Below are 18,461 nucleotides of genomic sequence, written 5' to 3' on the forward strand. Positions count from 1 at the left end.
ATTCACTGATCTCGGCGCGAGCTCGCGGTTCTATACAAATGGGGTCGGCAAATACTCGGGGCGAACCGTTACCATTCGAACCACCGCTAACGCTGACCCACGAGGTCGTCTCGTGGGTCAATGAGGTCGCCGCGCCGCGCGTGGTTCTTCAGAGCCGCCTTGGCGACAATCCCCTGTTCGTGCGCATGAGCCGGCTTGTCTGGCATGCAGAGCCATCGGCCGTCTCGATGCTTGACTGCGTAGTTCGCGTCGGGGACGACATGGCGATCTTGTCTTTGCCGTGTCGGCTTGCCGAGGCACTGATTTCGACGGTGCAGCAAGGCCTTACTCTACCTTCCGACCCAACCCGTTCGCTCCTTCTCGAGCTTGCGCTTGAATCGTGGCTCACGCGACTAGAGGCCTTGTTCGCGCGAGATTTACAACTTGTCCGCATCGACGAAGCACGGACAGAAGGGCCTTATCTAGAATTCGACACTGCCTACGGACCGCTCACTGACAAGGCGCGCCTATTCCTGTTCTCGCCTCTCGATCGTCGGGTTCCCCCTGCATTCGGGATCTTAGCCCAGCTGCTTGGCCAACTGCCGCTGGAAATGCCTAAGCTTTCTCCGGAGTTTCCTGTCACGGTCGCGATAGAAATCGGCTCGCTTCGTGTGAGCATCGCACTCCTTCGTCAAGCACAGGGTGGCGACGCGCTACTGCCGGACATCATTCCCTTCGCTCAGCACATAGTCATCCTCAATGCGGACAAGCTATGGGCTCCGGCTCAGGTGGCCGGTGCCAGACTGGTCCTACAGGGGCCGTTCCGCCTGCCACCCCATCCTCTAGAGTGTGCCCATATGACGCCACGACCTCAAGCGCAGCAGCTGGTTCCGCCATCGGAAGCCGACATCGACAATATTGAGATCACGCTTGTGTTCGAATGCGGTCGCTGGCCTATACCGTTAGGTACGTTGCGAAACGTCAACGAAGGGTATGTGTTCGACCTCGGGCGACCGCTTGATGGTCCGGTCGACATTCTTGCGAACGGTCGATTGATCGGCCGCGGCGACATCGTGCGTGTCGGTGAGGAGCTGGCCGTCAGGTTACGCGACAGGTTGGCGGTCAATGAGTGACATTCAACCAAGCATCGTTGCGCTTCTCGCGGTGACGGTCGGCCTTGGCCTGCTTGCGTTCGCGGTGGTCACAACGACCGCCTTCATCAAGGTTTCCGTTGTTCTCTTCCTGGTCCGTAACGCGCTCGGGACACAGTCGATACCCCCGAACATCGTTCTGTATGGCGCTGCATTGATCCTTACCGTCTTCATTGGCGCTCCAGTATTTGAGCAGACCTACAATCGTCTGACCGAACCGCAACTTCGATATCAAACGTTCGATGATTGGGTGACCGCTGCCAAGGAAGGGAGCGAGCCGCTGCGCGCCCATCTCAAGAAGTCCACCAATGAGGAGCAGCGTTCGTTCTTCCTCTCGTCGACAGAACATGTCTGGTCGGAGGAAATGCGCAGCAACACAACGGCCGATGATTTTGTGATTCTGATACCGTCCTTTCTGATATCGGAACTCAAGCGCGCCTTTGAAATCGGCTTCCTTCTCTATCTTCCATTCATCACGATCGACCTGATCGTAACGACGATCTTGATGGCAATGGGAATGTCGATGGTTTCACCAACGCTGATTTCCGTCCCTTTCAAGCTCTTTCTGTTCGTTACGATCGACGGCTGGTCGCGGCTCATGCACGGATTAGTCTTAAGTTACGCAACGCGGGGAGGTTAAGATGGATGAGGCCAGTATTCTCACTCACCTGAGCCGATCGCTCGTCCTCTTCATGATTTGGGTTCTACCGCCGCTCATTGCGGCTCTCGTCGTCGGATTGGGCATCGGCATCATCCAGGCGGCAACGCAGCTGCAGGATCAAACCTTGCCGCTTACCGTCAAACTCCTTGTTGTTGTCGCCGTGCTTGTTTTGTTTTCTCCGGTGCTGAGCGCGCCACTTATCGAACAAGCCCAGCAGATCTTCGCGGAGTTCCCAACTCTCACGAGGTATTAAAAAGTGGAACGAAAGAGTGAGTGTCCGGCACAGGGCCGCCATCGCCATCGCTCGTGTGAATCACGAGGAGATTGTCCGTCAGCTTATCGAAAGCGAGCCTCAGTAGCATGAGCAGAAGACCGCTACTTCGATCGCAAGCGGCCTTAACGATGTCGCCTTCGAAAGAGTGCTGCTCGAGACCGGAAAGCGAGGCGTCAAGATCGATGAAGGCTACGACGGTTGGCAGACGCTCGAACGATGCGTTCGGCGTGAGAGGTCAATAGAGCCTGGTTTGTCGGCCCTGCAGGGCCTGAGGGCGGCTGGTGCTATCCTTGAAACTGGCCATGTCTCGTCGCGGGGGAAGCCATGGGAGGCAGTTGGGGCCGAAGTGATCTGCCTTTCACATCATGGGCGCGTCATCTTGCAGGGTCTGGAGCGAAACGGACGGATTATCTGCGACCTTCTTGAATTCTAACATCATGGCGCGGCGAGCGTGGCTGGTTCGATTGGCCGAGGCGAACGATCAACAGACTTCAAATGCATAATGTGTCCTTCACCGAGACGCAGATTCTGATCCAGACTGGTACCGAGTTCATTATTGCAGCAGGTCTTGGTGCAGCCCGGGCCCTCGGCATTATGTTGGTGCATCCCGTGTTCACGCGGCCGCACATTAGCGGGATGATCCGCGGAAGCTTGACGATCGCGCTTGGGCTGCCATGCTTGGCTCATATCAGGGACAGCCTGCAGATGCTAGATCCGGGCACTCGTATGGTCGCAGTCGCGCTGCTCGGTCTCAAGGAGATATTCATCGGCCTGCTGTTCGGCATCCTGCTCAGTATACCACTATGGAGCATTCAGGCAGTTGGTGACATCATCGACACCCAGCGCGGTATTTCGAGCCAGGTGGACGATCCTGCGACACACAGCCAAGCCTCGGCGACAGGTCTTTTTCTCGGGACTGCTGCAGTTACGATTTTCGTTCTATCTGGAGGTCTGCAGACGATGGTCAGGTGCCTCTACGGCAGCTATCTGATCTGGCCCGTGGATCGGCTACTACCACCCCTCACCCAGCAAGGGGCAATGGAATTCGTAGCGCTTCTCGATCATATCATGCGTACGACCCTGCTGGTCTCGGGGCCTGTGCTGGCTCTGCTGCTCCTGATTGAGGCATCGCTCATGTTGCTCGGGCGCTTTGCCCCGCAAATCAAGCTGAACGACCTTTCCCCGACCATCAAGAACGCCGCGTTTGGCGTCATCATGGTCAGCTACACCGTCTACCTCATCGAATACATGGGAGCGGAGATCACCCAGTTCAACGGTGTGCTGGAGTGGCTCGAGAAGTTCTTGAAATGAACGATTCGAGCGAGGAGAAGAAGCTTCCACCAACTGCCAAGAAGCTACGTGACGCCCGTAAGAAAGGCCAGCTCGCGCGCAGCGGCGACTTCGTGACCGCGCTCAGCATTTGCGCCGGTTTCGGCTGTCTATGCCTCAGAGCGGGCTCGATCAAAGATGGATGGCATGAAGCGGTGCGGCTCGTCGACAAGGTACAGGCGCAGCCCTTCAACGACGCGGTCGCGCAGGCGCTGATCGGATTGATCGAACTCTGTATGGCAGCCGTCGCCCCAATTATTGGGGCGGCCGCGGCCGCAGCCGTTCTGGCCAGTGTCCTGGCCACTGGTGGACCGACATTTTCTGTCGAGCCGCTCAAACCAAGCCTTGAGAAATTGGATCCCATCAAAGGGTTGAAGCGGCTTTTCTCTCAGCGATCGCTTGTAGAGCTTGGTAAGTCGCTGATCAAGGTGCTCAGCCTGGGCGCAATCCTTCTTCTTACTGTGATCGCAAGCTGGAAGGCGTTGGTATACTTGCCTGTCTGCGGAATGGGATGTTTCGGCTTCGTCTTCCAAGAGCTCAAAGTCCTGATCGAGATTGCGGCCGGGGCTTTTCTGATCGGCGGCTTGGCTGATCTGCTCATTCAGCGCTGGCTATTTTTGCGCGACATGCGCATGACGGAGAGCGAAGCGAAGCGCGAATCCAAGGAACAGCAGGGCAATCCGCAGATCAAGGGCGAACACCGCCGGATCCGTCGCGAGGCGGCAAACGAATCCCCGATCGGCATTCGTCGAGCCACATTGATACTGACGGGACCCGCGACGGTGATCGGGCTGCGCTACGTTCGCGGCGAGACCGGAGTGCCAGTGCTGGTGTGCCGCGCTGAGGGCGAACTTGCTTCGCGGCTGCTTGAAGAGGCGCGGGCCCTGCATCTGACTGTTGTCCAGGACCATGTTTTAGCGCGTGAGTTGATCCAAAAGGCGACGATGGGGAGGGCCGTTCCGATTGCGTGTTTTGAGCGGGTCGCAAAGGCAGTCTTTGCTGCCGGCCTGGTGTAACTTCGCGTAAGGTTGATGCGCTGTATCCTGGTCAAATACACAATTTGATCGAAAAGCGGCGTAGTAATCACAGAAGTGGCTGGTCCCTATCGCGAACCTAGCGACCAGAACATGAGCCGACACTGCATGTCATGCTACGAGTATGGGCTCGTGATCCGCTCATGGGGATTCCGGTGAAGCCCTGTCATGAGTTCCACCTTCCGATCTGCTGCCGCTGTCCGGTGTGGAGATCTCACGAGCGGTAAGGGGGCGCACCGCACGATCACCACGCGTTGGCATGACGGCACTATTCCCCAGCAAGTCGCCAGGATCGTTGATCATGACTCCGAGATTATTCCGGACCGAGCAGCCCAGCGTCGGGTCAAAGGAATTATCGTCAGTTGAGGGGCCGACGATCGAAATCGGCCGGCAAACGGGAGGCCGTGCTTCGTAGATAATTGCCTCGATCCGTACACCGAAATGGGCGGGTAAATCGACGGGTGAGGCAGCCAAGCGAATATTATAAGGGGCAACGCCCATTGCGCGGGCCTCATGCGCCACTTGAGCAATGAGCCGGGGTGAGCCAGTGACGTCGAGATGGAGGGCATCCCGCCGACCGCGACTTGCCTTCGCAATGAAATCCCGCAGGCGATACCTCTCGGCACGACGCAGGCTGCCTAGGGACAAGACGCTGGTCTTCTGCTCCACTTCGATCGCTTGTTCGGGTGGCCCGAAAGAGCTCGGACCACTATTTGTGCATCCGCCTACCGCTACGCCAATAGCCAACAAACAGCACAGCTGACGTAAGATCATTGTCGGTCCTCATTCGATGATGAAGCCCGCACCGCCGGCCGTGCCCGGTGCTGCCATGGGGGGAGGGGTGCGGCCTCGCGGCGAACTTGCCAATGTGTTTGTTAAAGTGCGGCCGGCGTCCGAGGGCGGTCCGATACGGCCGGTGGGAGCGCTTATCTTGCCCGGATTCGAAGCTGGCCGCACGATATAGGGCGTGACAACTATGACCAGCTCCGTCTCCTGCTTCTGAAATGACGATGAGCGAAACAGCGCGCCTAAGATCGGTACATCGCCTAACCAAGGAAAAGCACCAATGTCGGTGTTGAAATTGCGCCTGATGAGCCCTCCAATTGCAAAGCTTTGACCACTGGCAAGCTCGACGACGGTACTGGCACGCCGCGTGGAGAGACCAGGCACAGAGATTCCGTTGACGCTGACCTCACCTTCTTTCGACAATTCGCTCACTTCAGGCTTCACGTGGATATTGATCTGATTGTTGCTGAGAACGGTCGGAACGAACTCCAGGCTGATGCCAAATTGACGGAATTGGACTGAGACCTGCCGATTGTCCTGCATGACCGGAATGGGAAATTCGCCACCTGCCAGGAAACTTGCTGACTCTCCGGACATGGCGGTAAGATTAGGTTCGGCAAGTACCGAAGCGAGGTGTTCGCTGGCGAGCGCGTCAAGAACAGCGCTGATATTCGCGCCGCCGACGCCGAATCCGATATTTGCCGTGCCGCCGCCGCGTGCCGCGGCGGTACTGCTAGGTCCACCGCGGCTAAAGCCAAAAACGAACGTGCCGTTTTGACCTGAGACGGAGAGGTTAACGCCGAGCTCCTTCATGGCGCTGCGCGAGACTTCGGCGATGCGCACGCTCAAATTGACCTGTAATGAGCCGGCAACCTGAACCTTATTCACGACCAGTGCGCCCGCACCGAGAAATTGCTCCGTCACCTTCTTGGCGGCATCAACAACATCGGCGTTTGGTGCCGTCCCACTCAGAATCGCGCCGCGTGGGGTATAGCTGACTTGGATTGGATAGTCCCCGAGTTCGGCCTTGAGCGCGGCACGGAGATCCTCGACGGGTTGCCTGACAACAACACGAAGCTCGGCTAAAGCTTCTCCATTGTCGTTCAAAGCAAACAAGCTGGTTCGCCCCGACTTTTTTCCGAACACGAAGATGGTCGTGTTCGACGGCGCCTGATAGTCGGCAATCGCCGGGTCGGCAACAAAGATGCTCGCCGCCGGCGCAGGAAGATGGATAGTCTTACCTTGAGAGGAGGCAAGATCGAGGGTTCCGTTGAGGCTATCAGCAGTGGCGCGCGCCGCCCTCTGAACGCCATCGCGTTGTGTCTGAGCTGCAGCGCACAATGGAAACAGTAGCGCAGCCGCGCACGAGATGTACGGCACGGCGATCATCCGGCGTCCAGCGTCACGACGAGAGAAGGCCTTCAAGGCTGTCTTTGCTTTCATGTTCGAGCGAGCTACGCCGCTGACGCGGCATTACTCAGCGCAAGGGAGTAACCGACGCCGCGCGCGGTCTTGATGGTTAGCGTCGCACCTGATTCGCTCAAAATGCAGCGCAAGCGGTAGATTCCGACCTCAAGCGCGTTGGTCGAGACATGGTCGTCGAAGGCATATAGGCTGTCTTCCAGTGAGGATCGCGGTACGGTACGGCCAGCGCGACTGAGCAAATGCTCAAGTATACACACTTCTCGGCGCGCAATTCTCAAGATGCGGTCTCCAACCGAGACTTGTCTGGCGACTGGATCGAAATTGAGATTGCCGAACGTAACGAGCGGGGCTGTCATTTGGGTTGCCCGTCGCAAAAGAGCGCGCATGCGAGCGATGAGTTCGTCGGTCGACACGGGCTTTGGCAGGAAATCGTCAGCGCCAGCGTTGAAAACGGCAATCCGCCTGCCGAGCTCATTCAGGCTGCTCATCATCATGGCCGGCGTCGAACATCCCTCGCGCCGCAAATGTTTCAGCCAGCTCAAGCCGTCTCCGTCTGGAAGAACCAACTCCAGCAGGAGAACGTCGTAGCTAGCGCAATCGAGCGCGGCTGCCGCCTCGTCCAGGGTGCGCGTCAGATCGACCGCAAAACCGTGGTTCAATAGCGCTTCCTTCACTCCGCGCGCAAAATCCGTATGGTCGTCGACCAGGAGAATTCGCATTTGATTGCCTTTCGTCCATCACCTCCAAGCTGAGCGCGTCACGATTGACCACGATCTCGGGCGAATCTGAACAACGGCTGCTTCGGCACGAGCGTTGACGAGTGGCGACCACGAGGACTGGCATAGTGAGCCGAGATCAATCTCACCCGATCCATTACCGGCCGATAACTGACCGCGTGCCCGTGACCGCACGCGTCGTCGGCGATGCTCAAAGTGCATCTATTGCCTGCAAGCCTGACGAAATTATTCACTGCATCATGCGCCTTGATGAACCGCTCGCGCTTCTGCGCGCCAGTGGCAGCAGTGCTTCCGGTCATCGATCTGTTGGGAGAAGTGTCCTTGGCGCAAATGCGCGCGGTCGAAACCAATGTAAAGAGAATGTTCGGGGTTGAAGTTGAACAGAGACAAGAAGTTGGCATTTGGAGCTCCCAAGTTGCCTTAGTCCGAAGTCGGCCTTGCTATGCCGTTGACCTTGTGGCCTCTCTAAGTCACGGCAAATGCAAGTATCGCATTTGAAGGCAGGTGACGTGTCGCAGCTGGCCCATGTGTCGGAAGCCGCTAGACGAAACGACCGATGCGCGTTCGAGCTAAAGACAAGTTCTCTCGATAGCCGGCAATCCGGCCTGGCGAACGCGAGCGGTGCAGGCATCCGATCGCCTACAACATCGCCGGTGCTGCAGCCCGTCGAACACGGTTGTTGCGCGACGAGTGCGATCCCAGGTCTGCAACGTCACGCACCTAGTTAGGCGGTGTCGCCGGCCGGATGTCGTCTCTCGCCACGAACAGCGACGGATTGATCGCATCTCAAAATTGGGGCGGGGTTGCGCGCGGCGAGGGCGAGCAGAGGGTTGCGCGTCCTGATCTCGATCGGTACGCGGCGTTCCGGCTGCAACGAACCCACCGACAGTTCCTGCCCTCTGTGCATCGGTGACACCGACAGGGCGTCTTCGGGAGGAGTGCTCGACAAGCGTGGCCGAGCCGGCCGGCGCGACCTTGAGACATTGAGACATTCGCAATTCTTGCTACCTGCCAGAAATGTTGGCGCGACACAGAACGTCGCGACTTGTCAGAAAACTTACAATCTGACGTTACGTGCGGTTCAAGCCCATTCGAGCGGTGATTACGTCAATACCTACGAACTTGTAGGCCTCCTGACGCAGCGATGATCCTCACTCTGAGGCGTACAATCGATCTGCGCGTGGGCAAGTCGAGCGCGCCTTGAATTGGCAGGCATTTTGTCGATCGAGGCGTCGCGCGGCCGACGTATGGCCGCAGCAAGTGGTGCGCATGAAAGGCAATCTTTCTTGAGTGTGTTCGGCGACGCACGCGGTGAATCGATCCGCGTTGCCGCTGCCGCCAGCAGCCAGGTTGCTGTTGAACCGCATGTCACGATCTGAACAAAGGAAGGTCGCGTTCCGGACGCAAGCATGGGTTCGCGAAGATCACATTCGCCGGCAACTGGTCTGAAGGGAGAATCGATTGTCACACGGCGCTCCTGAACGCTGCTGCGAATGGACGCGTGACTATGGGCCCTTCGGGCAAGATTGGAAAAATCGATTGTTTCGATGGAACACATCCAAGTGACGAATGGACAATGAGGCGATACCCCCGAGCTCCCGGGCGCGTCCTCGACAGGCAGCAGGGCAGGCCGGACACAAGCTGACCTTCAACGAGGTTGCGAGCCTGATCATTACGAGCGCTGCGTGGGGAAATAACCTTCTAATGTCGGCAATAAAGGTCCGTAGCGAAGGATCGCATGGGACCGCTGTTCGCTCGAAGAGGTGCGCGTTGGCGAGGCAAGCGCGGCTGAACTAGGGCGTGTGAGCCGTGTCAGCCCGCGGGTCGCGCTACGCGGGCCGGGGACCTGTGATCGACGTGTAGCGGAACGTGCGCAGGCGCATCTGGCGGCGCCGCGATGCGTGCCTTGAGCGTATCGCAGCGTCAGCGCGTCAAGCTGAGCTGCTGACACGTGCTGGGCCACAGTGGGCCGCCGGGATGAAGCGAGCCCATTTGCAGTCGGAGGCCCCCCTTCTTCGGACGGGCCTATTTGAAGTCTCGTGGCTTGGATAGCAGGCGCTGCCTGCTATGCGACAAGAGGCCGGAGCCGGCTCGAATGCGTATCCGCGCCTTGCATGAGGCGCACGCCGTGGGCAATCCAGAATCGCTACTTAGGCTATCTTTTGCGTGACGACAGTCGATATAACGAGCCCATTGGGGTTCCTGTAACGTTCAGCGAGACTTTTGAACAAGTCACCTATCTGGCCTGATCGGACGGTAAATTCTCCATAGTTAGGATCAAAGAGAGTGGTCATTCCATTCGAGGTCGACGTTGTGATTGTGTGTGCGTCGCCGCCGGCGAAACGCAGGCTGAGCAAATAGATCGAACCGTTTTCAGTGACTTCGTTTACGAGCTGCGCGTTGCGCGAGGACGCGCTAAATCTATGTCTCGTCTGTTGTCCTGATGGTTCCAGGCCTGCTTCCCGCAACGTCGTGATTTTCGCTTGAAGATTGTGCGAACCTCGTGCCCTGTCGCTTCGCAATTGTGCCTTGAGGTCTTCATAGCGCTGCTGCCGCGTTGCCGCAGAGGCGTGGTTTTCCGAACCCGGTCGCAGCGCACGCATTCGCGATGACGGACTGCTGTGACGATTGCGGAGCCACTCCGCGGCCAAACCGACGCAGATGCCGTTGACATTCGCCTCAGGCAAATCGGCGGTCCTGTAATCGAACAGAGGGCGGATCGGCCTTGCGGGAGAGGATGGACTGGAACTGGAAGAGAGAGAGGATGTGCTGAGGTCGAAGGAGCTTGGGCTGTGAACGTTTGCATCCGAGGTGTTTGGCCTGCTGCAGCAGAGTCCCATTCTGTCGGACAATTCCCCTGGTGAGGAGGCCTCTCGCAGCGCGAGATCGGCAAGTGTTTCCGCAAAGTTACGGCTGTCCGTCGATTGATTCAACTGGTCCGCTTGATTGGCGCGCGTGGATGAGTCGCTGATCCGATGATACATGGCGATTCTCGTGTCCCTTCAGCGTACGGTTCCTCGTGGTAAGCACGAGGCTGCTTAAGCTGTGCTGAACTAGATAATCAAGCAAGCTGACGACGAACTGACGGGCAGCTGTGCGCTGCTTGGAGCGGAGGAGGAAAGCAATCGTCTGGTTGGGGCCGCCCGGCGGAATTCGGGTCCCGGGAGGAGTAAAGTGGGCTGGGGTCTCGATGCTTAGCTCACTTTTCTGCGAACGGCCCGGACATGACCCGCGGTCGTTCGTGATCATGACGTGCATCGCCATGGCGCTCTCGTTCAGCAGTGTCTGCGGTAAGCGCCTGGGTCTTCGCGTTTCGTAGGGCGCCGGACCAGGAGGACAGACGCAGCCTGATCGACAGACTGGCACAGCCGCCGTTGCTCGCCCAAGAGCCGATATCACCGAGATGCCGATGGTCCAAAATGCAACGGAGCGGGCTGGCGGATGTGATGGGCGAACTGACGACCCTCTCCGAGATGCGATAAACTGCTCTCGGCATAACCCGACATGCGCACGACCTCCGCACGCGAAAGGCGATCGACTATTTAGTCAGTGCTCTCAGTCTTGAACGGATTTTCTTGCTTGGCGGTCCGATAGGCCTCCAGATCGCCGCCCAAAAACAAGCGCTCGGTCTCCCGGGTGGGTGTTCTACCCAGGGAGCACATCAGGTCCACATCCGCATCTATGTTCTCGTGATCGTCGACATTCATCCCGAGCGCAATGCTGCTCAAGATCTGGTCAGGGGTCCAGACCGCCGACTTCGGTATAGTGTAGGTGTGCAGCATCGTCGCGTTATTGGCGATTGCTCGGGCCCACGGATCGCGCGACGCGGACAGTTTGGAGGGGTCCTCAATCAAAGACACAAAAGGAGAGTCAACCTTGCCGCGCATATGCCATCCAGCCTGACGCGCCAGAGTCATAGGATATCGTTCCGGATGATCTCCAACGGAGGAGTGTTCGCGCGCCGCGTCACGCACATACGATATTGCGCTGGTCTCGGCTGCTCTGCGCGGCTTGCAATCGCCATCCGCGTTCTGAAACCGTCTCAGCTCTACATACGACGATCCAACAACGTCGTTGAAGATGCGTTCGCGATCGACGCCGCGGTCTGCAGGCCCAGACGCTGATGACCACGGTGCCGATTGCTGCTCGGCAAGTTCAATCTCGTTCCTGAGTGCCGCGAGCGTCGCCCCAGTCAGCGTTGCGGCAAGCTGGGCGCGCGCGCCTACAAACGATGAAGCCGAGCAGCGTTCACTTGGGCGAGGCCCGTTGGTTGCAGTCGAGGATGGTCCAATCCCGGGATTGGCCGATGAGGAAGCGCCGTCTGACGTTCGGTCGACCGGGCGGAAGCGATCGAGCTGCTGCTCAAAATCCACCTGGTCCTCGGACGGGTGCGCCGGCGAGCCGGCTTGAGCGCTCGCATCGCCGGTCTGTTGCCGCTGCGCCTCAAAATCGCGGGCTTTGGCGACTTCTGGGCCGTGCCGTGAGTCGATATTCATTTGCTCTCTCAAGTTACAGGTCCGTTCAAGAGTTTTTTGGTAGAAGCAGCTTTCGAGAAGCTGACGAGTCAGGAAGTGAATGATTATTTCGCTCGTCGGGCAGGCTCTTCTGGTCGGGCGAGGGGCGCGGGCCCCCCTTTTTTGGGTGCATCTTGTGACGCTCGACGTGCATCGCTCGCAGCCGGAGCGAATCCATCGAAAGCCAGTTTCGATACCACTGTTGGCTTCGAGAACTGATGGCCATATTGCCCGTTGCGTGAATGCTGCGCCTCGCTCGTGACTCGGCCCGTCTCGGATCGCGGGCATTGTCCTTTCCATCGAGCGCGAGGGGCCTTGCAGAGAATGCGTCGTCTCCTGCGCCAAGTTGGTAGCATTCGACACGTGCCGGCTGAAACGGCGGAATCGCCACCGAGATCGGGCTTCCGATGGCGATGCTGAGATCATCCGCAAGTACCACTATCGGAAAGCCGCTCGCCGCGATCAGACGACTAACGGAGAGGCGCGCAGCAACCGGCAATCAAACTGCGAGACGACGGGAAAGGCTTGAACCGCACGTGGCGTGAAGTTGTAGGCTTTAAGCACGACCAAGGGCGACCCACGCAGTCATCTCGACTCCGGGCAGGTGCAAAAGGGATAAGTTGATGAAACGGATTGCTCTCGCGACCTTGCTAGTCGCCGCCGGACTTGAGCAGGCAAGAGGTCAAACCCCAGCCGCCGGCGAAATGGTGTTCACGGCCTGCAAGCCTTGCCACCGGGTCGGCGACAGCGCCAGGAACGCCGTCGGCCCAACGTTGAACGGGCTGATTGGGCGGAAGGCAGGATCGGTCGAGGGCTTCAGCTATTCAGAAGCCATGAAGGGCTCAGGCATCACGTGGGACGAGGCAACGTTTGCCGATTACATCAAGGACCCGAAGGCGAAGGTTCCCGGTACCAAGATGGCGTTCCCTGGACTCAAGGACGCCCAGAAAATCGCGGATCTGATCGCTTATCTCCATACCTTCGATAAATCGCCGGTCAAGCTCGAGCGCTAAGACGGTGCCCCGTGGCAATCGCTCGAGGAGCGCTCCTTCCGGCGAGCAGGCGACTCGGCCCGCCGCTCGTTCAGTCAAGATGTGGGCGATGGAACAGAAGAACGCGCCCTGCGGGCAGGTTTTCGGCCGTGTAGGGCTCACCGTTGATCAAGAAACACGTCATTGGTGCATCCCGGTGCGGCAGGAGGCCAAGGGTTTGGAGCATGTCAATGACGGCGGGTGAGGCCTCTCGGGGGCCGTGGTGCCAGTCGAGGCCGACGAACTCGCCGATATCGGCCAGCTTCGGAAGCCGGCGATGACCCGGTTCAGGCTCGGTAGACGGCGGTCGAAAATCCGGCACCGGCGCAGAATGGGCATCGTCCCGCAATTCGAGCGGTGTAGGGGGATTGAGATCAAGCAGAGATTCAAGACCGCCGTAGATATCAGTCGGAGCCCACAGCTTCGTCGCTGGCGCAGCTTCACCCATCGGCCGAAGGCGAGCGTGGTGGATGAGCTGAACGTCATTCAGCCCTCCTGGCCCTAACGCGGCGGCGTAGCGCTCACCGCCAATGTCGTAGCTCATGATCCGCTGATCAGCGTCCGGCAGGAAGCCCAGGCGACGCAGCCTTTCGAGCATCGTATCCGGGGCGGGCTGGGTTCGGTGGGAAAAGTTCCCGGGGACGGCGAAGGAAACATCAAATGTCTCGCCGACGGGCGGCGACCCCAAGGTGAATAAGCTGAACGTCATGGGGACCCGCGGGCCCCAGTACGGCAGTGTAGTGTTCTCCGCGAATGTCATAGTCCTTCATCCGCTGTACCGCGTCTGGCAAGAGCCCAAAGCGGCCCGATTTGGAGAGCATCGTGTCCGGAGCGGGTTGAGTGCCGTGGGCAAAGTCATTGGGAACGACCAGCGAAGCATCGAAAGTCTCGCCGATCGAGGTGGGCGTCGTCTGCGCAGCCCTGTCGGGCGGCGGCCCGGCTTGCTCCATTGCCCGTCCAAAGAATTCTGACGAGGCGGGATAGCGCAGCTGCGAGCTGGACTGTCTCGCCGCGGCATCGAAGGGCCCGACCCGGTCGACACTTTGTGTGCGCCGGTGAGCGGCTGAATCCATTTGCTGCCAAAGCTCCGGCGCATCGAACCCGCTGGCGCATGTCCAGCCGCCCCGATCAGCGGCATCAAACAGCTCGTCCTGGTCGACGCTTTGCACTGGCGAGTAGGCAGCTGAAGCCAAGGCCTGCCACGGTTCCTGCGTATCGATTCCGTCGGCAAGAGTGAGGCCGTTCTGATCCGCAGCAACACTTCGCACGGGCGAGTGGGCGATCGAACTCATTGTCGGCCAAAGCACCGGTGCATCGAAGGTGGTGACCAGAAGCGAGCTCTCTCGATGCGCGACATCGAAAAGCGGTTCGTGGCCGGCATTTTGTACGGGAAAGTGAGCGGCTGAACCCGTTCCCTGCCCAAGCTCCGGCGCGTTGAATCCGTCAGCCGCCAGCTGGCTCCCCCGATCCGCGACACCCTCCAAAGGCTGCTGCCGATCAAAATCTTGCACGGGTGAGCGGCCGGCCGGCTCTGTTGGCTGACGGGAGCTGCTGCGACAATGGTCCTGCACGATGCTGTCGCGGTAGTGGCGGAGCCTGTTCAAGGCATAGATGAGTTTCTTGTCGCCCGGAAACAAAGTGTCGGCATGGCCGAGCAGCGCGGCGTGACCAAGCTTAGAAATTGATAACGGTCGAAGTGCTGCAGCCAACTTCCGAAGATCGCTAGAATAATTTCCGGCGGTTTTCTCGTCGATCTGTCGGCCAAAGCCTGCTTCAGCGGCCTGCCTGATGAGGCGGTCGTCTTCCTTGGACGGACGGTAATGCGTTCGGATGGGCCGCGCGGGGGCGTCAGGCTCGCGGTACTACTAACCATCGACAATGCGGGGACGATGACCTTGTCCTTTGGCAGCAGCTTCTTGGCATAATCGAGCAGACTTTCTTCATCGAACCCAGCCATTGATTGGCCATACTGCTTCAGCGCCTCAGCCAATTTGCGAAGTCGACGATCGTAGATACTGATTGTGGTAGCGCCCGGCGGTGGTCCCCGCTCGAGGGCGGCGCCAGAGGCTGCTTGAATGAGGCGGTCGTCTTCGTCAGCGATGTCAAAAAGATCTCTGTGTGGATAGACGGCATCGACCTGTCGCACGTCTCCCAAGTGCTGCTCAAACTCCGCTTGCTGCTGTTGCGTGCGCGGCTGCTCCACTGTGGCATTGGACGTAGCCGAGCTTTTATCGCCCGGGTTGATATTGTTAAATCCGTCCATGATCCCGTCCGGTGGTGGCGCGCTGTTGTTCTCTCGCTACTCACGTTAGCTTTCTGAAACCTGACGCGGCTTGGAGAAAGTTAGAATTGGACTGGCGGCCCCGCAGTCAGCTTCTTCGGGTCCAGCCGACATTCCTTGTATCGGGCGGGCACCAAACGACTGGCGGGCCGTGTCAGTCGTCAGCCAAACAAAGGCTGCGATGATCAAAGGGAGCAGAGCGGCTCCGCCGTGATGATCGTAATCATGTAGCTGATCTTGATCGGATCGTCATAGCACGATCAAACGGTACGCCTTCGGAACGTTCTGATTGGTGGACGGCCGCGCCCGAGCCGTTCGGTGACCCACCGCGCCTGCTCATCCATCCGTGCACGCCAGACGTCGCAGGAATCCTCAAGTCAAAGGCTTTGCGCGTGAGACACGCGCTCGGTTGGCATGGACAGAACTTGCCCCCGTCGGCAACATGTTGTGCATCAAAGCGGACGAAGTCCAATTCAGCACGCTCCGTATTTTTGCGCGCGCGCGATCCTTGTTACTGTAAGCGGGATCGTACTATCCTGAACGTTGGCTGCAAATGGTGGGAGGCAATTTGTCGATCAAGAGCCGTTCCGATGAGGTGGCTGAGACGTTTCGTCTCTTGAGAGCGTTTCGCGCGCTCCGAAATCCTGCCGATCGTCGCCGTATCATCGAGATGGTTGAGACCATGTCAGCACGAGACGATGCGCAGGGCATGGTTCGCCCACGGGCCGATGAGGAAAAGTCCTGACTTGGCTCGTCGGATAGGCCCGCAAACTCCTGATCGTCAGACGAACGTGCCCGTGGTTTCAGTGGGCATGAGACCTCAGCGCGCCGGCCGCCCTATGTCATAGGTTCAATGCTGCAAGCCATGGCGCCAACACAACGATCGAGCAGCGATGCCATGACCCCGTGGCCGCTCGCTCGTTGTTTGATGGCGTCGCCGCGGGCCGCATCTCCTGGAGGCTCCGGCACGGCTCGTTTTGTGCCTTTCGGCCCGGAATTAGATTTCGATATCGTGGACGAACCAGCCGGAAGCCTGTCTTTTTGGACGTTCGAATTGTGGGCGACAGCTTGGGGCATCTTGACCTGGCTTTGATCTGTTTGCGCGAGGCTGCGCTACGTATATTTCGAATCAGCTATCGTGACAGACCCTACTTGTCCAGAGAGGGCCGCGGGGTTGCCTCGGTACGCGCGGGCAATATCGGGTACTCGATCTTGGGCCGCTGTCCTGTCAGCGAATTGAGAAATGCGACGATGTCGTTTTCGTCCTGATCGCTGAGCTTGGTGCCGAGCTGAACCTCGCTCATCACGCCAACTGCTTGCTTGAGGCTCCAAACCTGGCCCGAATGGAAGTAAGGGGCTCGCAAGGCGACGTTGCGCAAGGGCGCAGAGCGGAAAACGTACTCGTCACCAGCCATCTTGGTGACCGCGAAGCGGCCTTTGTCGGCGGCTGGAAGCAGTGGCGCGGCCGGCCTTCCGACCACGCCGAACGGGAAGTAATCCTGCCCTCCGACGTTGATTCCATTGTGGCAGGACGAGCATCCCTTTTCCATAAATAGCTTCAGGCCCGCCTTCTGCCGATCATCGAGCGCTTGCTTGTCACCCTCGAGGTACTGATCGAAAGGCGCAGCGGGTGTAATAAGGGTCGCTTCGAAAGCCTCGATCGCTTTTGCGAAATTGTCAAAGGTGACGGGCGTCGCATCGTTAGGAAATGCCCTGCTGAACATGACGACATAGTCGTTCATCGAATTCAACGTGTCGAGCACTCTATCTGGCGTCGCATTCATTTCGACACTTGCCTGGACTGGTCCCTTGGCTTGCGCCTTGAGGTCTGCTGCCCGTCCATCCCAGAACTGCGCCACATTGAATACCGCGTTATAGACGGTAGGCGCCCGGCGTGGACCGCGCTGCCAGCCATGACCGACCGACGTTGGGCCGGCATCCACGCCGCTGGCACCAAGATTGTGGCACGTATTGCAGCTAATGATCCCGCTCGATGAGAGCCGCGGATCGAAGAACAGCACCTTGCCAAGTTCGACCTTTTCATGGGTGACCGGATTGTCCTTCACCGCAGGAACGATCGAGGGAATCGGCTTGAAGATCTGTCTGGCGGCGCTCATCAAATCGTCATTCGCGGCGGCTGCTGACGACACCAGCATCCCGACGCCCAGGATGTATACCTTGCGTACAATGGAAAGCTCTCGTATCGCTAACTTCTTCATGGCGTGCAGCACCGGTTTTTGTTGGATATCGGAAGTGGATCAAGAGCGACACGCATCACTCTCATTCATGCAGGGCAACGCAGCGGGCGTCTGAAGCGGTAGTTTGTCGTGTCTTGCTCGCTTTGGCGTAGTTCATCATGAGATGCAAACGGCATCACCGCGCAGGCCGAGCCGTTTGAAAGCGCAAACGGCGCTTTGTCTTACGAGCTCCTGACCAGAACTGCTGGCTCCAGACGGCAGTCGACTTGCCCTTGCAAGAGCGACGATCGGTCCGGCGGCGTATATTGTCGTTCGCCATCATCGATCGGCGGACGATGGGGCCGCGCGCGTGCAAGTATGTTTGTATCACGCGGCATCGGTCGAAAAATCCTGCTCCGGCTCGGCGGAGCGCCACCATCGATGCCGAGCGTAGACCATATCGGACACCAGGACGTCCGAGAATGACGTGATGGAGGTCCTGCAGAGCGAGCTCTAAGACTTGAGGCTTCGTGCTGTTCACTGTCGATCATCGAATCTTATACACCGTCCGCTGCTCGGAATATTCTACAACCTGACGTGACGTGCGGTTCAAGCCCCATGAGCGCCTGGACGCGCGGCCATGTCTGGCTCGGGCTATCGAGAAGCGGCGGGGCATTTCTGCTTACGACGTGACGTTGGCTCAACGTCCAAACCAGCGCTTGGGCTCAGATGCATGGGAGTATCAAGCGGCGTGTCGCCGGGTTCTGCCTGCGTGAGCAGACTGTTCGATAACGCCAAGACAACGGGAGAGGAGACGTGGTCGTTGTCGGTATCAGCCGGCGCGACTGCTGCCGAAACGATCAACGCGTGCGCGGGTACCAGATCGATTATCATGGCACGTTGCGCGCGCGTGCACCAGGCGCTGCATCAATCCTTGCGCCGGAATGTCCATGTGTTGAGCGGGATAAGCTCGCTGCCCGTCGCGTAGATCGGCGCGTCGGCAGTGGTGGTGACGGCTCATCCGTGAGAGCCATGCGAGCGGAGGGCAGCGTCTCACTGGCCGCGCTGAAGCGTCGAACGAA

15 protein-coding genes are annotated in these 18,461 nt (G+C 58.8%); 6 read left to right on the forward strand and 9 right to left on the reverse strand.

Features of this window, described 5'->3' with window-relative positions:
• Positions 1–38 precede the first annotated feature (38 nt).
• The 5 genes from sctQ (at position 39) to P6U30_RS09775 (ending at position 4,410) form a co-directional block, all read left to right on the forward strand.
• Complete coding sequence (sctQ, locus tag P6U30_RS09755) at positions 39–1,112, forward strand: type III secretion system cytoplasmic ring protein SctQ (RefSeq protein ID WP_280978226.1); 1,074 nt, start codon at positions 39–41, stop codon at positions 1,110–1,112.
• Positions 1,105–1,770 (forward strand): type III secretion system export apparatus subunit SctR, encoded by a 666-nt coding sequence (sctR, locus tag P6U30_RS09760; RefSeq protein ID WP_407151061.1) that lies wholly within the window; start codon positions 1,105–1,107, stop codon positions 1,768–1,770. The genes sctQ and sctR overlap by 8 nt, the downstream gene beginning before the upstream one ends.
• Before the next feature lies 1 nt (position 1,771).
• The gene (locus tag P6U30_RS09765) at positions 1,772–2,044 is read left to right on the forward strand and encodes an EscS/YscS/HrcS family type III secretion system export apparatus protein (RefSeq protein WP_280973403.1); all 273 of its coding nucleotides are present in this window, start codon (positions 1,772–1,774) and stop codon (positions 2,042–2,044) included.
• Between the two features lie 516 nt (positions 2,045–2,560).
• The gene (gene sctT / locus P6U30_RS09770; protein ID WP_407151062.1) at positions 2,561–3,376 is read left to right on the forward strand and encodes a type III secretion system export apparatus subunit SctT; all 816 of its coding nucleotides are present in this window, start codon (positions 2,561–2,563) and stop codon (positions 3,374–3,376) included.
• Entirely contained in the window at positions 3,373–4,410 is a 1,038-nt protein-coding gene (locus P6U30_RS09775; RefSeq protein WP_407151063.1) for an EscU/YscU/HrcU family type III secretion system export apparatus switch protein, read from the forward strand. Before sctT ends, P6U30_RS09775 begins: the two co-directional genes overlap by 4 nt.
• Before the next feature lie 159 nt (positions 4,411–4,569).
• Here P6U30_RS09775 and P6U30_RS09780 read toward each other — a convergent pair whose 3' ends face one another.
• From P6U30_RS09780 to P6U30_RS09800, 5 genes are all read right to left on the reverse strand, one after another.
• Positions 4,570–5,202 carry a CpaD family pilus assembly lipoprotein gene (locus tag P6U30_RS09780; RefSeq protein ID WP_280973399.1) on the reverse strand — a complete coding sequence of 211 codons (633 nt, stop codon included), beginning with the start codon at positions 5,200–5,202 and terminating at the stop codon, positions 4,570–4,572.
• A 9-nt stretch (positions 5,203–5,211) separates the two neighbouring features.
• Complete coding sequence (locus tag P6U30_RS09785; RefSeq protein ID WP_280978225.1) at positions 5,212–6,603, reverse strand: type II and III secretion system protein family protein; 1,392 nt, start codon at positions 6,601–6,603, stop codon at positions 5,212–5,214.
• Positions 6,604–6,668: 65 nt separating this feature from the next.
• Entirely contained in the window at positions 6,669–7,358 is a 690-nt protein-coding gene (locus P6U30_RS09790) for a response regulator transcription factor (RefSeq protein WP_280973398.1), read from the reverse strand.
• 2,168 nt (positions 7,359–9,526) lie between these two features.
• Positions 9,527–10,360, reverse strand: a complete 834-nt coding sequence (locus P6U30_RS09795; protein WP_280973397.1) for a YopT-type cysteine protease domain-containing protein — start codon at positions 10,358–10,360, stop codon at positions 9,527–9,529.
• Between the two features lie 558 nt (positions 10,361–10,918).
• On the reverse strand, positions 10,919–11,872 hold the full coding sequence (locus P6U30_RS09800; RefSeq protein WP_407169069.1) for a hypothetical protein: 954 nt from the start codon (positions 11,870–11,872) through the stop codon (positions 10,919–10,921).
• 641 nt (positions 11,873–12,513) lie between these two features.
• Here P6U30_RS09800 and P6U30_RS09805 point away from each other — a divergent pair.
• Positions 12,514–12,903 carry a cytochrome c family protein gene (locus tag P6U30_RS09805; protein WP_280973395.1) on the forward strand — a complete coding sequence of 130 codons (390 nt, stop codon included), beginning with the start codon at positions 12,514–12,516 and terminating at the stop codon, positions 12,901–12,903.
• Between the two features lie 70 nt (positions 12,904–12,973).
• Here the strand turns inward: P6U30_RS09805 and P6U30_RS09810 are convergent, their stop codons facing one another.
• The 4 genes from P6U30_RS09810 to P6U30_RS09825 form a co-directional block, all read right to left on the reverse strand.
• The gene (locus P6U30_RS09810) at positions 12,974–13,630 is read right to left on the reverse strand and encodes a hypothetical protein (protein ID WP_407169070.1); all 657 of its coding nucleotides are present in this window, start codon (positions 13,628–13,630) and stop codon (positions 12,974–12,976) included.
• Positions 13,578–14,630 carry a hypothetical protein gene (locus P6U30_RS09815; RefSeq protein WP_407169071.1) on the reverse strand — a complete coding sequence of 351 codons (1,053 nt, stop codon included), beginning with the start codon at positions 14,628–14,630 and terminating at the stop codon, positions 13,578–13,580. Before P6U30_RS09815 ends, P6U30_RS09810 begins: the two co-directional genes overlap by 53 nt.
• Complete coding sequence (locus tag P6U30_RS09820; protein ID WP_407151065.1) at positions 14,522–15,184, reverse strand: hypothetical protein; 663 nt, start codon at positions 15,182–15,184, stop codon at positions 14,522–14,524. Before P6U30_RS09820 ends, P6U30_RS09815 begins: the two co-directional genes overlap by 109 nt.
• Positions 15,185–16,350: 1,166 nt before the next feature.
• Positions 16,351–17,421 (reverse strand): cytochrome-c peroxidase, encoded by a 1,071-nt coding sequence (locus tag P6U30_RS09825; protein WP_407169072.1) that lies wholly within the window; start codon positions 17,419–17,421, stop codon positions 16,351–16,353.
• Positions 17,422–18,461 lie beyond the last annotated feature (1,040 nt).

It is taken from the genome of Bradyrhizobium sp. ORS 111 (genome assembly GCF_045571485.1).
Taxonomy (GTDB): domain Bacteria; phylum Pseudomonadota; class Alphaproteobacteria; order Rhizobiales; family Xanthobacteraceae; genus Bradyrhizobium.

Coding starts and splice junctions, on each gene's coding strand:
- sctQ (WP_280978226.1), top strand. CDS start 39: ATGGGGTCGGCAAATACTCGGGGCGAACCGTTACCATTCGAACCACCG.
- sctR (WP_407151061.1), top strand. CDS start 1,105: ATGAGTGACATTCAACCAAGCATCGTTGCGCTTCTCGCGGTGACGGTC.
- P6U30_RS09765 (WP_280973403.1), top strand. CDS start 1,772: ATGGATGAGGCCAGTATTCTCACTCACCTGAGCCGATCGCTCGTCCTC.
- sctT (WP_407151062.1), top strand. CDS start 2,561: ATGCATAATGTGTCCTTCACCGAGACGCAGATTCTGATCCAGACTGGT.
- P6U30_RS09775 (WP_407151063.1), top strand. CDS start 3,373: ATGAACGATTCGAGCGAGGAGAAGAAGCTTCCACCAACTGCCAAGAAG.
- P6U30_RS09780 (WP_280973399.1), bottom strand. CDS start 5,202: ATGATCTTACGTCAGCTGTGCTGTTTGTTGGCTATTGGCGTAGCGGTA.
- P6U30_RS09785 (WP_280978225.1), bottom strand. CDS start 6,603: ATGATCGCCGTGCCGTACATCTCGTGCGCGGCTGCGCTACTGTTTCCA.
- P6U30_RS09790 (WP_280973398.1), bottom strand. CDS start 7,358: ATGCGAATTCTCCTGGTCGACGACCATACGGATTTTGCGCGCGGAGTG.
- P6U30_RS09795 (WP_280973397.1), bottom strand. CDS start 10,360: ATGTATCATCGGATCAGCGACTCATCCACGCGCGCCAATCAAGCGGAC.
- P6U30_RS09800 (WP_407169069.1), bottom strand. CDS start 11,872: ATGAATATCGACTCACGGCACGGCCCAGAAGTCGCCAAAGCCCGCGAT.
- P6U30_RS09805 (WP_280973395.1), top strand. CDS start 12,514: ATGAAACGGATTGCTCTCGCGACCTTGCTAGTCGCCGCCGGACTTGAG.
- P6U30_RS09810 (WP_407169070.1), bottom strand. CDS start 13,630: ATGACGTTCAGCTTATTCACCTTGGGGTCGCCGCCCGTCGGCGAGACA.
- P6U30_RS09820 (WP_407151065.1), bottom strand. CDS start 15,184: ATGGACGGATTTAACAATATCAACCCGGGCGATAAAAGCTCGGCTACG.
- P6U30_RS09825 (WP_407169072.1), bottom strand. CDS start 17,421: ATGAAGAAGTTAGCGATACGAGAGCTTTCCATTGTACGCAAGGTATAC.